Raw genomic sequence first — 11,789 nt, forward strand, 5'->3', positions numbered from 1 at the left:
GGCCCACTCTGGGCCTGATTCCGGCCCACTAGCGTGATCATGGTTAGTGTCTAGTGGGCCTGATTCCGGCCCACTACGAGTGGTGTTGGGATCTCCTAGTGGGCCTGATTCCGGCCCACTAGAGGCGGACGGGCGAACGAAGCCGACGGCCTTCGGGAGGCTGTAGAGAGAAGGGCGCGTCCCCTTTCCCTGCTCGACGATCTGGAGCTCGCCCTCCTCGACGGCTTTCTGGACAGCCGCCTTTGCGACGGACCGGGACGCGTTGAGCGCCCGCATGAAGTCGGCGTAACTGAGCCGCGCCTCGCACGACGATGTGCGCACCTGGTCCGCCACGAAGAGCAGGGCGAGCCGGGGGTTGCCCCTGGACTGGGAGTGGTTCCACACCCAGTGCATCGCGTCGAGGGTCACGGGATCTCTTCTCTCGGGAGGGTTGTCTCTGTGGGTCGATCAGCTGTTCTGGACAGCCCTCATGGAGGCTTCAGAAGGGCGCTGTTGATGCCCTTGATGCGCTCTGATTCTATCGCAGGGTGTGTAGGCACAAGCAATACATAAGCAACACGGCAACCCCCGATGGGGTGTGTTGCTTGTGCCGGGTCAGCTACGCTGTCGACATGACGACGAGAGGGACGCCGGGTCGCATGATCCGCATCGACGACGAGATGTGGGACCTGTACGACCAGGCATGCGCGGCGGACGGCACCACGCGCACCGACGACCTGCGCCGTCACGTCCACTCCCGCGTCCGCGCCTACTGCCGGGCGAAGGGCATCGAGATGCCCAAGCCGAAGCCGCGCATCGTGCGCCGCAAGAAGCCGGCCGACGACTCCGAGTCCTGAGGTCACGTCCCCTCCTCCGTTCTCCTCCTGGCCCCGCCTCGGCGGGGCCTTTGTCGTGTCTTAGGCGGCGAGTTCGGCGTCGACGGCCGGCTCGGTGGTGGCGACCGCTTTCCGCTGCCGCTTCTCGCCGGTGCGCCACTCGGTGACGATCTGCCGCACGGTGGAGATGGACACCTCGCCGTTGAGGCGAGCGAGGATCTGTTCGGGGGTGTCGCCGTGCCAGGCGAAGTGGATGATCTCTTCGCGGCGAAGGGCGGCGACGTCGTCGCGCTTGAAGTCGATTTCGGTGACCGGCGTGAAGGCCGGGTTGTCGAAGTCGCCTTCGTCCCAGTACGCGGCGCGCGCCCAGCCCTTGGCGGCGGCCCGGGCGCGGGTCTGCTTGGCGTTGACGGCGGTGACGCCGTGCTCTTCGGGGAGTCGTCCGCTCAGCTGCCGGTAGGTGAAGCGGATGTTGTCGGCGGTGGACAGACGGACTGTTTCGCCAGCCGCCCGGAGAAGGTAGGCGGTGTACCCGGTGCCGGTGTCGAGGCGGCGATCGAGTTCTTTGCAGGGCCAGCCTTCGGCGTTGAGGGTCTGCAGTCGCCGGCGGGTGCCGAGGATGGGGACTTGAGCACCGTTGCGGGACGGCCCGTCGGAAGCCGGGACGGGGATGCCGAGGATGCGGCTGGCGGTGAAGTGCCGCACCGTCCCTCCGCATCGGATGATCTGGTACAGGTGCGGGGGTGACAGCTCAGCCGTGTTGCAGATTTCCTGGTCGGTCATGCCGGCGGCGCGCAGCTGCCAGATGTGCGCGATGAGCTTCTCGGCGGGGGTGATTCCGCCGCGGCCGGTGTCGCGCAGGTACTTCCATCGGCGGGCTTCTGTCGTCGCTCCGGTGGTGCATGGCTGACAGGTGCAGCCGCGGCGGTAGCGGCGGGCGTCGCCGTGCTCGAAGGCTTCGGCCGGAATGGCCTGGCGGCGCTTGGCGGCGGTGGTCACTTCTCCCCCGTTCGGGTCTGCTGGTTGTCGAGTTCGGCGAGTGCGGCGTCGATGCGCTGGTTGGCGTTGCCGAGGCCGTGGCAGGCGCGGCGGATGCACCAGGTGGCGAACACGGCGAGCACGATCGCGGCGGCGAGGTTGGGCCAGTTGCGGACGATCCACGCCCCATAGGACTGGAGCCGGTCACCGGCGGTGAGGAAGGCCGCGTACACGTCGGGGCTCACGCGGCACCCCCGAACAGGTCGGTCATGTACGGCTTGGCGAGGCGGACGGTGCAGAGCTCGGCGTGTGCGGGGTCCTTCTCGATGCCGATCGACTGGAAGCTTTCGAGGCGGCAGGCTTCGAGCGTTGCCCCGGATCCGGCAAACGGGTCGAGGACGGTTCCGCCGGGCGGGGTGACGAGTCGGACCAGCCACCGCATGAGGGCGAGCGGCTTGACCGTGGTGTGCGCGGTGCCGTCGGCGAGCCGGGGCCGCTCAGACGCGGGGGCCTTCGCCTCGTAGCGGAAGACGGGGAAGAAGCGGGAAGCGCCACCAGCGTCTTCGTGGCCGCGGACGCCGTTGGGGCCAGAAGGTCCGTTGCCGCCGCCGTATACGGATCCGTGTCGTTCGCCTCGCCGGTGTCCGTCGCTCTTGCTGACGCCGCTTTGCTGGTCCATCTCGACGACCGGGCATCCGGCCTGGCAGTCGCCTCCGTCGATGCAGTCGGGTCCGTGGCTGAGGAGGATGTTCGTGGGCCACCGTCCGGCGGCGTGTGCGGAGTCTTCGCGGACGCCGGTCCATTCGCCGAGGGTGTCGCCGTTGCGGGGGCTGTCGATGCCGACGACAGACGCGCACTTGTCGCGGTAGTCCTGCCCGGCCTGCGTGCGGCAGCCGTCGATGTTGAGCGCTCCGGTGCCGTGCTCGAGGACGTTGGCGACGGTGGTGTTGAATCCGGTCGACTTGCGGGCCATGACGATCGGCTCGTGCGCGGGCTTGAGCGTCGTGTTCCAGCCCTGCCACTGGAGAGCCTCGGGTGTCGCCGAAGCAGTGACATCCCGGTTTCCGCTGTCGCTGATGTATGCGACGTCGCCGCCTCCGGTGCCTATGCCAGTTTTGCGCACCCCGATGACACGTCGCTCAATGCGCTGCCAATCCTCGGGTGCGAGGTGCGCCTTGAACTTCTCCCACCAGACGTCACCTGGCGAATGCTCAGCCTTCGTCCAGTCGTGAAGGTTGTTTCCGGGGATCTGCAACCCGAGGTCCACAGCCGCGAGGACGTAGTCCCGCCGCCTGTGCCTGTCGATGCCCTTCGCGATGTCTTGGCCCTTGGGGAAGCCGCTGCCGTAGATCCAGTGGAGGCTGTCGCGGATCTCGAATCCGGCGTCTTCGATGGCGACGGTCATGCGGTGGTAGGTGCGGGTGCCGCCGAAGGCGAGCAGGTGGCCGCCGGGCTTCAACACGCGCCAGCACTGGCGCCAGATGTCGACGTTGTAGGCGATCCCGGAGGCGTCCCACGCTTTGCCCATGAAGCCGAGTTCGTAGGGTGGGTCGCATACGACGGCGTCGACGGACGCGTCGGCGAGCGTCGGCAGCACGTCGAGGCTGTCGCCGAGGTACAGCTGAACGGTGTCGTCCTCGTTGTAGGCCTCCATCACGCCGCCGCCTTCCGCTGCTCGATGCGGGCGGCCTGCCGGTCCTGGATGTACTTCCGCCCGGCGCGGGTCAGCACGTAGACGTTCACGCGCTTGCCGCGGGCCTTCTGGTTGATCGAGACCTCTTCGCCGACTTTCCGCAGCAATTGCGGTTCGGCGGGGTGGAGGGCGTCGTGGCTGACGAGGGCGTGGAAGTACAGGCCAGCCTTCCTGCACACGTCGTCGGGGACGATTTGCCGGATCTGGTTCATGCCGAAGGGCTGGCCGTGGTCGGCGAGGTGGAGGACGACCTGGTCGAGGACGGCGGTGTCCCAGCGGGTGACGGTGGAGTACAGGTTGCGGAGGTGGGCGGCGGCCCAGCTGGCGGCCTGCTCGGGTGTAGCGGTCATGGGAGACTCCTTCGAGATGGCCGGCCGCGCTGCCCGCGGCCGGCCGTTCGCGTGTGCGGGCTACTGCTCGGGTTCGGGGCTGGCGGGCCGGGGGTCCCATGGGGTGGGCATCTCGGTGCACCACCGCAGGTGGTCTTCGCGCTGGACGGTGGGCGACTTCCACACGGCCTTCGGGTCCTTGTTGAACCCGGGGGTGATGGCGTCGACGTCGGCGGCGATGCTCAGTCCGGCCTTGTCGAGCTGGTAGGCGAGTTCGACCCACTGCTCGTGCTGCTCGTCGGTTTCGGCGAACGACAGGTTCCAGGCGACGGCGTGCGAGACGACGTTCCGCCAGACGATGAGCGCGGCCCGTAGGGCACTTGCGTCGGCGGCCTCGGTCTGTCCGTTTGCGATGAGCGCATGGCCGAGCGCCCGGTTGGTGAGGATTCCGGTGAGGACGGCGGCGTGCTGCTGGTCCTCGATCGGAAGCGACGCTTCGAGGGCTGCCGCGATGCTGGTGTCGGCGGAGGCGAGGAGCCGCTCGGCTTCGGCGCGGTGGTCGATGCTCACGCGGCACCGCCCTTACTGCCGGGCCGTGCGACTTCCTGGCCGGCCCACGGGTCGTCGTCCGGCGGCGCCTGCTTGCGGCTGCCGTTGCTCTTGCTGGTGATCTCGGCGCCAGTGATGCGGGCCTGCGGGAACGCCTCATCGACGGCGATCTCGCGGCGCTGGATCGATTTGAGGGTGATGAGCAGTTGGGCAATGTCGGCGCCGGTCCACTGCTGCTTGGTGCGGCCGAGCTTCTGCTCCAGCTGCGCTTCGGTGACGCCGAGGCCCTGGAAGACTCCGATGGCGCCTGCGGCACGCTCTTCGATCGGCTTGCCGTCACCCTTGGCGAGGGTCTCCCGGCACAACTCCTCGGCCTCGCCGATGAAGAAGTCCGGGATCACCGCGAAGATCGCCTCGCGGAGGCGGCGGGCGCCGTTGTTGGCGTTGTTCTCGTAGATGTCACGCAGGTCGATGAGAGCTTCGACCTTGCCCTTGGCGAACTTGGCGTGGGGGACGATGAAGGTCAGGACGTGCCGGGTGTTCGCTTCGACATCCCACGCCCAGGCCTGCATCTCTGACTGGCGGTACTCGTCATCGCGGCGCATCTCGGAGACGCCGTACTGAATATTTCCCCACGCCTGAGCGAGGGTCTTGGCCAGGTGGATCGTCGATCCTTCGACGGCGCCGCCAGCCCGCGGGAACTTGTAGAAGGCTTTCTCGGCGAGGGCCATCGACCCGCAGGCGGCCTGCATGGCGGAGCGGGAGCGGCCGACGTCGCGGGGGAACTGGCGGGCCACGTAGATGGCGGCCTGGACTTCGGCGACGGCGCGGGACTGCTCGACGGCCGTGGACTGGCCGACGCGGTCCGGGCCTGCCACGGCGGGCGTCTGGATGGGGAAGTTCACAGGTAGATCTCCTTGTCGCGGTTCTCCGCATAGCCGGGGAGGGCGAGGTAGTTGGGGTTGGTCTCGGCGAAGCCGGGCCAGTGGCCGGAGGCGGTGCACTCGGCGAACTTCTCGATCGCGGCCCGGTTCTTGGCGCGGCCGATGGCCCGGGAGAAGAACTCGAAGCCGATGACGTTGACGAGGTAGGGCGGCTTCTTCTCCTGGACGATGAGGAGCATTTCGGCGTCGTCTCCGCCGAGCCCGAGCGCGCGGGCGCCGTCCTCGTACCAGTCGGCTTGCTGGTTGTAGCCGTACTTGGCGATGTCCTTTTCCATCGCTTCTTCGGAGGCGTCGGCTGCCGTCTTGTAGTCGGGGATGATCAGTCGGCCTTGCTGGATGGACGGCAGCCAGTCGAAGCGGACTCGGCGTCGGATGCCGGTTGGCCCGTCGGTCCAGAACCCGGACTGTTCGGGCTCCCCGTATGCCGGGTCGAGAAGGGCTGCGGCGAGCGGGTGGCGGCGGATGGCGTCGACCATTGCGTCGACCATGTCCATCTCGTGCTGCTTCAGCGGGATGGCGCCGCGCGAACGGGCCTCTGTGACCGCCTGCTTGGCGTCCTTGGTGTTCCAGGTGTCGTACTCGATGACGACGAGCTCGGGCCCGTTGCCGAGGACCTTCTTGTGGGCGGCGTTGCCGTAGTCGAAGGTCTTACTGGCCGGCTGAGGGTTGTCCTGCTCGTAGCGGAACTTGGCGGGGCAGGACGGCGGGAGGAGCTTGCGGGCGCCGGACGACGACAGGGACGTCTTGTCCGCGTGGTAGTCCTCGTTGGACATGTCGGTGTGCAGGCCCAGGGCGGGCGCTTCGATGGCCGGTTCGGCGATGGTGGTCATGCGGCACCGCCCTCGATGAGGGAGGTGTAGTAGCAGTGGCCGGGCCGCTCGCTGTGGAGTTCGACGAGACCGTCGCGGTGGAGGTCTTCGAGGTGGCGCCGCGCAACGGACCGGTAGACGTGTGTGCCGATGGCTCGCCGGAGGACGACCTTGGCTCGACCGGGCGTCCACTCGCCGCCTTCGTTGGCAATGGCCTGCAGGAGTGCGAGGGCTGGCCGCACGGGGCCACCGGGGTGGCGCCAAACGGTCTTGGGGTTCAGGAGATAGGCCCGCTGACCGCTGATGGTGACGGCGAGGACGTGGCCTCGACGGGCGAGGTCTCGCAGGTCCCGGCGTGCCGCGTTACGGCCGATGCCGGACCACGGGGTGACGCTGTACAGGTCTTGGGCGCGGCGCGTGGTGATGGGCTGCCGCGGGCCTTCCTTGATGAGCGCGAGGAGGCTGTCGCGGCGGGCGGTGACGTCCAGAGCTCCCCTGAGCTCGACGGTGGCGGTCATGCGACACCGTCCAGGGGCATCGGGCGGGCGCAGGCTTCACACAGGCCGGCGTGGGCGATGGGCCCGTCGGGGTTCTTGCAGCGGGTGCAGCGTCCAGCCGCGATGTCCTGCAGCCGGTCGACGCCGTCGGGGTCGTAGTGGATGGCGGTGATCGCGGCCACGTACTCGGGGAACCCGGCGGCCAGCCGGTCGAGGTTGGACGGGTCGGCGGTCCCCATGGCGGTGAGGAGTGCGGTGGTGAAGGAGCCGGCCTGGTAGCCGCCGTCGCGGCCGTAGTGGAACAGGACGTGCGCTGCGACGTCCGGCGGAATGGTGGGGCTGCTGGTGCTCATGTGTCCTCGTTTCAAGGTGTGGGGTGCCGGGCCTCGCCGCCCGCGACCGGGGGGTGGGTGGGGCGGCGAGGCCCGGCTGGCGTCCGGAACCTTGGGGGAAGGGCTCGACAGACGCCGTCTATGGGTGGTGCCGGTCGGGTGGCTACTTGGCCTTGGCGGCGAGCGCGGCCCTGACGGCAGCGGTGATCTGATCGCTGACCTTGTCGCCGAGCTCCCCGGCGACCAGTTCGCGGGCCTGCTTGACGGCGTCGGCGATCTCCGCCCCGAACGCCTTGTGGACCTCGTCGCGCACCAGCTTCTGCAGGACGGTGCCGTCCTCACGCCGGTACTTGTCGGCGGGTTCCTTCATGAACTTGCGGGCCTCGTCGACGATGACCTCGGACAGTGTGGTGACCTGCCCGGTGGGTTCGCCGTAGCCGTTGGTCTTCTTGATCGGGCGGGTTACGGCTTCGACGATGGCGGGGCGGATCGCGGCCCGGATCTCCTCGTCGCGGATTGCCGTGACCCGCTCCTTGAGTCGCGGATAGCGGTCGTCGCGGACGACGCTGGCGACGATCCGCTCAGCGACCAGATCGGCGACGGTCTTTTCCCTGCCGGCGGGGACAAGGTCGCCGTCCTCGTCGTAGCTCATGACGTCCGCGACGACGGTCGACAGGGTGATGTCGTCGACTTTGATTTCGATGTTCACGCGTTCTCCTGGGATGCTTGTTCGGATCCCCGCCCGGCGCCTCCGGGCGGGGGTTTCGGGTTGGTCAGGCGGCGGCCGGTTCGGCTGCGGGTTCGTCGCGCTTGGCGGACAGCCACAGGTCCAGGTCGCGGCGCAGTTCGACGTCGCCGCCCTCGCGGCGGATCGGCATCTGTCCGCCGAGGAAGTCGGCGGCGACGATCAGCGACATGCGGCCCTCGCCCGTCGACCACATGTGGAGCGGCTTGGGCAGGTTCTTCCAGGCGCCGAAGAACTTGGGGTCCATCGCCATCTGAATGTCGGCGGCAGGCTTCTCCAAGGCGGGCAGCAGCAGCTTGCGCCAGTCCAGCGGCTCCTTGGCGTAGGGGCTGAAGTCGACGGCGACCCGGTGCCCGCGCTTCCCGGACAGGATCAGTTGGTCGTTGGTGCGCTCGAACTGGACCGTGTCGGCGTCGAGGAGCTTGACGGCGGCGGCCAGCTCGGGGAGCTGGGTGCGGTGGACGATGGCGTGCCACGGCTTGTCGCTGTCGCCGCCGGTGATCTGGGTGCGGGAGACGGCGATGGTGTACCGGTTGGTGGCCATGGCGTACAGGTGGCGGCCGTCGTGGTCGAAGGTGATGCACTGGACGGCTTCGGCGTCGGCCAGGTTTCCGACGTGGGGGCGGGTTTGGGCGACGAGGCGGCTGAGGGTGTGGTCGGCGATGGTGATCACGGCTGGGTCTCCTGGCTACTTGAGGCGGACGGGCATGCACACGGCCCGGTAGGTGGGGTCGTCGACCGGCTCGATCAGCACCGGCTTGCTGGGCGTGAACAGCCAGATCCGAACCTGGCCGTCGATGGGGGCAAGCAGGGAGGCCAGGTAGTGCGGGTTGAAGGAGATGGCGAAGTCGTCGACGTCGCTGTCGGCGGCGATGTCGCTGCTGCCGCGCTGGCCGGCGCCGCCGCCCCGAACCGTGGCTTTGTTCTCGGAGAAGGCGATATTGATCGGGTTCTTCTCCTCGATGACCAGCGCGGCCCGCTTCACGGCCTCGACGAGTTCGGCGGCGTCGATCAGGGCAGAGCCTGCCGCGGAATCGGGCTTGGGAAAGAAGCCGTCGATGTTGGGGAACTTTCCGGCGATGGTGCGGCCGGTCACGGTGAGGGTGTCGGTGGCGAGGGATGCGACGCCTCCGTCGGAGTCGGCGAATCCGATATGCACGGTGTGCCCGGCGGTCTGCTTGACGGTGGCCGCGAACTCTGCGGCCGGGATCAGAAGTTCGCCGGCCCGGTCGTTGTCGGGCTGCCATGGCAGGGTTCGGCGCACGATGCGGTACCGGTCCGAGGCCGACACGATCAGGTGGTCGCCGTCGGCCGCGACGTGTACGCCGGTGAATCCGACGAGGCTGCCGGCCGCCTCCTTGATCGGCAGGGTGCACTGGGCGGCGTGACCGACTGCGGCGGCCAGCAGGTCGCCGTCGACGGTGCCCGCGGCGCCGGGCGGCACCGGAAGCGTGGGGTAGTCGCTGACGGGCATGGCGGGCAGGGCGAACATTGTGCCCGGGGCGGACACGGTCACCTCGCGCTCGTCGGCGACCACATCCACGAGGCCCGCCGGGAAGCTGGCGGATACGTCGGCGAGGAGCCGGCCGGACACCAGGGCGATGCCTGGCTCGAGGATTTCCGCGTCCAGGGCGGCGCGGGTGCTGGTCTCGTAGTCGAAGCCAGACAGGCTGGCCGCGTCCTCGGTTGCCTCGATGAGCAGCCCGGCGAGAACGGGCACCACCGGATTGTTGGGGAGGCGGCGGTGGGCGCGGCGGGCGGCGTCCGCCAACTCCTTCTGGTCGATGCGGAGTTTCACGCCGCCTCCGCTTCGGTGTCGCCGAAGGCGAGCTGGTCGGGGTCGGCGGCCGGCGTCTCCGACTCGACATCCGGGGCGGCGGCAGGCCACGGTGCGGGCTGTCCGCTGCCGGTGACGGCGGTGTCGGGGAACAAGGCGAGTTGGGTGGCGTCCATGGCGGTCTCCTGGCAGGGTCAGGCGGCCGTGGCCGCAGCGGTGGTGTGTTCGGCGGGGACGTCGTCCATGGCGCGGATCAGCTCGCAGCCCGTGCATTCGCAGCGCGGCCCGGAGGTTCGGTGGCCGTGCCCGGCGTGCAGCCGGCGGCCCTCAACCAGGACCACTTCACGCAGCCGCCGGATCTCGTCGTTCAGCTTCTCGACGAGCCGGATCTCAGGATCGCCCTGCGCGTCCTCGATGGTCTGGCGGTCGCCGACCATGCCGGACAGCAGCCACTTCGCGTTGTCGGCTGCAGCCTTGAGGTCGCGGACCTGCTGGATTGGCGCCTTGCCGTCTGCCGGCAGCTCCGACGCCCGGTGCACTACCTCGTTGATGGGGCGGGCGCTCTTACGCAGGATGACCTGCAGGTACAGGCCGGCGCGGGCCGTGACGTCGCCCTGGGCGGAGCGCCGGGCCGCCGCGTACACGGACCGGTCGTGCTTGACCTGGTCCTGCAGCAGGTTGCTGTAGTTGTTCTCGTGGCGGCGGGACTCGGCCCAGGCCGCGTCCAGGTGACGGAACAGCAGTTCCGTATCGGACAGGCTGGTGACGTCTTCGCCGCAGCGGGCGTACTCGTCACGGATGGCCGCGATGCGATCGACGGCGGACACTGTGGTGGTCACGGGATCTCCTGGGGTGGGATGCTGATGTCTGACCCCGGGCGGTTCGGACGCTCGGGGTTTCTTCTTGGGCGCCGGCCTGGCGGGCTCGGTGTCTCCGCCGGGCCGGCGGTCAGCGGGTGATGTGGTCGTCCATGAGCTGGACGGTCACGGTGCTGTCGGCTTCGTCGAGGTGCTGGGCGAGGAGACCGGCGTGGTGGCTGCGGCAGCCGAACCTGAGCCGCCAGCGGCCCTCGACCTGGAAGCGGTAGCGGTAGATGCCGTCGTGACCGCCCCCGCCCAGCACCCCTGCGCGGGATCCCCCGCAGGGCCGGTAGGTGCCTTCGGGGTAGCGGGCCATAGTGCGGCGCCGGGCGAAGTTGTGGCGGTCTTCGTGGTCGCCGCAGGCTTCACCGTGGGCGAGGCAGACGATGGCGAACCCTGGAAGCCACTCGTCGACGGTCAGGTTCTCGCCGCCGAAGGCGCGTCCTTCCGTGAGGTAGTCGTCCATCTGGCGCAGGCAGTTGTCCCAGCTGTGCGGTGAGGTGAGCAGGCTGGCTGGCTTTCCCTCGTAGCCCTGCAGAATCGACCAGTCGCCGCCCCTCCATCGCCCGACCCACATGGCCTGGCGACCATCGATCCAGTCGTAGGAGATGCGCAGGGCGTGGCCGCGGCGGGCGTGTAGTTCGCTGCGGGTCAGGGTCGGGCCGCGGTGGTGTGGGGTGATTGGCCAGTCTGCGGGCAGCTCGAACTCGGGTGTGGAGGGTGCTGGCTTGGGTGTGAGCGCTGCGCGCGCGTCGGCGAAGAAGGCGGCAGCCTCTGGGTCGGAAGTGGCGAGGAGATCGGCGGCCATCACTGCCCCGCCTTCACGTGCCCGGGGCCGGTGACGGGTCCGAGGAGTCCGGCGTCGGCGGCTTCGCGTAGGGTGCGGACGTCGATTCCCTGGGGTGCGGTGACCTCGTTGGCAGGGTCGCGCTGCGGGAGGCTGCTGACGGAGCAGACGTTGGCCTTGAACTGGCGGAGTGCGACGAGTTCGACCATCTGCCCGTCGAGTTCTACTTGGAGCTTCTCGGCCCGCATCTCGGCCTCGGTGCAGCGGCTGGCCCGGATGTCGACGTCCTCGCGGATCTGCTTCGCGGCGGCGAGTTGATCGCGGAGGCTGTTGATGGTGAGGGCCTGCTCGTCGATGCGGGCTTCCAGGGCGGTCGCCCGCTCGGCGGCCGGTTCGAGTCGCCGGAGCCGGATGGTGAGGATGCCGAGCTTGCGGTGCAGTTCCAGGCAGGACATCCCCCGGTGGGATACGACGCTGCGGGCGGTGGTGATGGCGCTCACTGCTGCTCCTCCGACTGGCGGGCGGTGCGGGCTTCTCGGCGGTCTTGGTGGGCGCTGGCGAGCAGCAGGGCCACGGCGATGACGCCGTCGAACAGGGCGGTGATCACGGCGCCTCCCGGGGCGACTCGTTGAGGGCGGTTTCCAGGCCGATGGCGGTCTCCAGTTGGGCGGCCA

17 protein-coding genes are annotated in these 11,789 nt (G+C 69.0%); 1 reads left to right on the forward strand and 16 read right to left on the reverse strand.

Annotated elements, in window-relative coordinates; all coding sequences use genetic code 11:
* Positions 1-611 precede the first annotated feature (611 nt).
* Positions 612-836 (forward strand): hypothetical protein, encoded by a 225-nt coding sequence (locus tag ABZZ74_RS23605; RefSeq protein ID WP_356767952.1) that lies wholly within the window; start codon positions 612-614, stop codon positions 834-836.
* A gap of 60 nt (positions 837-896) precedes the next feature.
* Here ABZZ74_RS23605 and ABZZ74_RS23610 read toward each other — a convergent pair whose 3' ends face one another.
* From ABZZ74_RS23610 to ABZZ74_RS23685, 16 genes are all read right to left on the reverse strand, one after another.
* Positions 897-1,814: a hypothetical protein gene (locus tag ABZZ74_RS23610; protein WP_356767954.1), complete on the reverse strand. Its 918-nt coding sequence runs from the start codon at positions 1,812-1,814 to the stop codon at positions 897-899.
* A complete protein-coding gene (locus ABZZ74_RS23615; RefSeq protein WP_356767956.1) occupies positions 1,811-2,038 on the reverse strand; it encodes a hypothetical protein in 228 nt (75 codons plus the stop codon). Before ABZZ74_RS23615 ends, ABZZ74_RS23610 begins: the two co-directional genes overlap by 4 nt.
* Complete coding sequence (locus ABZZ74_RS23620) at positions 2,035-3,447, reverse strand: DNA methyltransferase (RefSeq protein WP_356768108.1); 1,413 nt, start codon at positions 3,445-3,447, stop codon at positions 2,035-2,037. The genes ABZZ74_RS23615 and ABZZ74_RS23620 overlap by 4 nt, the downstream gene beginning before the upstream one ends.
* A complete protein-coding gene (locus tag ABZZ74_RS23625; RefSeq protein ID WP_356767958.1) occupies positions 3,447-3,836 on the reverse strand; it encodes a hypothetical protein in 390 nt (129 codons plus the stop codon). Before ABZZ74_RS23625 ends, ABZZ74_RS23620 begins: the two co-directional genes overlap by 1 nt.
* 60 nt (positions 3,837-3,896) lie before the next feature.
* Positions 3,897-4,385 carry a hypothetical protein gene (locus tag ABZZ74_RS23630; RefSeq protein WP_356767960.1) on the reverse strand — a complete coding sequence of 163 codons (489 nt, stop codon included), beginning with the start codon at positions 4,383-4,385 and terminating at the stop codon, positions 3,897-3,899.
* Entirely contained in the window at positions 4,382-5,269 is an 888-nt protein-coding gene (locus tag ABZZ74_RS23635; RefSeq protein ID WP_356767962.1) for a hypothetical protein, read from the reverse strand. Before ABZZ74_RS23635 ends, ABZZ74_RS23630 begins: the two co-directional genes overlap by 4 nt.
* Complete coding sequence (locus ABZZ74_RS23640; RefSeq protein ID WP_356767964.1) at positions 5,266-6,138, reverse strand: PD-(D/E)XK nuclease-like domain-containing protein; 873 nt, start codon at positions 6,136-6,138, stop codon at positions 5,266-5,268. Before ABZZ74_RS23640 ends, ABZZ74_RS23635 begins: the two co-directional genes overlap by 4 nt.
* A complete protein-coding gene (locus ABZZ74_RS23645) occupies positions 6,135-6,635 on the reverse strand; it encodes a hypothetical protein (protein WP_356767966.1) in 501 nt (166 codons plus the stop codon). Before ABZZ74_RS23645 ends, ABZZ74_RS23640 begins: the two co-directional genes overlap by 4 nt.
* A complete protein-coding gene (locus ABZZ74_RS23650; RefSeq protein ID WP_356767968.1) occupies positions 6,632-6,967 on the reverse strand; it encodes a hypothetical protein in 336 nt (111 codons plus the stop codon). The genes ABZZ74_RS23645 and ABZZ74_RS23650 overlap by 4 nt, the downstream gene beginning before the upstream one ends.
* Positions 6,968-7,109: 142 nt before the next feature.
* Complete coding sequence (locus tag ABZZ74_RS23655) at positions 7,110-7,655, reverse strand: hypothetical protein (protein ID WP_356767971.1); 546 nt, start codon at positions 7,653-7,655, stop codon at positions 7,110-7,112.
* Positions 7,656-7,719: 64 nt separating this feature from the next.
* Positions 7,720-8,364, reverse strand: a complete 645-nt coding sequence (locus ABZZ74_RS23660; RefSeq protein ID WP_356767973.1) for a hypothetical protein — start codon at positions 8,362-8,364, stop codon at positions 7,720-7,722.
* 15 nt (positions 8,365-8,379) lie between these two features.
* Entirely contained in the window at positions 8,380-9,489 is a 1,110-nt protein-coding gene (gene dnaN / locus ABZZ74_RS23665) for a DNA polymerase III subunit beta (protein ID WP_356767975.1), read from the reverse strand.
* Entirely contained in the window at positions 9,486-9,644 is a 159-nt protein-coding gene (locus ABZZ74_RS23670; RefSeq protein ID WP_356767977.1) for a hypothetical protein, read from the reverse strand. The genes dnaN and ABZZ74_RS23670 overlap by 4 nt, the downstream gene beginning before the upstream one ends.
* A gap of 18 nt (positions 9,645-9,662) precedes the next feature.
* The gene (locus ABZZ74_RS23675) at positions 9,663-10,307 is read right to left on the reverse strand and encodes a hypothetical protein (protein ID WP_356767979.1); all 645 of its coding nucleotides are present in this window, start codon (positions 10,305-10,307) and stop codon (positions 9,663-9,665) included.
* 109 nt (positions 10,308-10,416) lie between these two features.
* Positions 10,417-11,136 (reverse strand): hypothetical protein, encoded by a 720-nt coding sequence (locus tag ABZZ74_RS23680; RefSeq protein WP_356767981.1) that lies wholly within the window; start codon positions 11,134-11,136, stop codon positions 10,417-10,419.
* The gene (locus tag ABZZ74_RS23685) at positions 11,136-11,615 is read right to left on the reverse strand and encodes a hypothetical protein (RefSeq protein ID WP_356767983.1); all 480 of its coding nucleotides are present in this window, start codon (positions 11,613-11,615) and stop codon (positions 11,136-11,138) included. The genes ABZZ74_RS23680 and ABZZ74_RS23685 overlap by 1 nt, the downstream gene beginning before the upstream one ends.
* Positions 11,616-11,789: the final 174 nt, after the last annotated feature.

Origin of the sequence: Streptomyces sp. NPDC006476, from assembly GCF_040612015.1 — a bacterium.
Taxonomy (GTDB): domain Bacteria; phylum Actinomycetota; class Actinomycetes; order Streptomycetales; family Streptomycetaceae; genus Streptomyces; species Streptomyces griseorubiginosus_B.

Excerpts from the sequence above, each read along its gene's own strand:
- ABZZ74_RS23605 (WP_356767952.1), top strand. The coding sequence starts at position 612 with ATGACGACGAGAGGGACGCCGGGTCGCATGATCCGCATCGACGACGAG.
- ABZZ74_RS23620 (WP_356768108.1), bottom strand. The coding sequence starts at position 3,447 with ATGGAGGCCTACAACGAGGACGACACCGTTCAGCTGTACCTCGGCGAC.
- ABZZ74_RS23625 (WP_356767958.1), bottom strand. The coding sequence starts at position 3,836 with ATGACCGCTACACCCGAGCAGGCCGCCAGCTGGGCCGCCGCCCACCTC.
- ABZZ74_RS23640 (WP_356767964.1), bottom strand. The coding sequence starts at position 6,138 with ATGACCACCATCGCCGAACCGGCCATCGAAGCGCCCGCCCTGGGCCTG.
- ABZZ74_RS23645 (WP_356767966.1), bottom strand. The coding sequence starts at position 6,635 with ATGACCGCCACCGTCGAGCTCAGGGGAGCTCTGGACGTCACCGCCCGC.
- ABZZ74_RS23650 (WP_356767968.1), bottom strand. The coding sequence starts at position 6,967 with ATGAGCACCAGCAGCCCCACCATTCCGCCGGACGTCGCAGCGCACGTC.
- ABZZ74_RS23670 (WP_356767977.1), bottom strand. The coding sequence starts at position 9,644 with ATGGACGCCACCCAACTCGCCTTGTTCCCCGACACCGCCGTCACCGGC.
- ABZZ74_RS23680 (WP_356767981.1), bottom strand. The coding sequence starts at position 11,136 with ATGGCCGCCGATCTCCTCGCCACTTCCGACCCAGAGGCTGCCGCCTTC.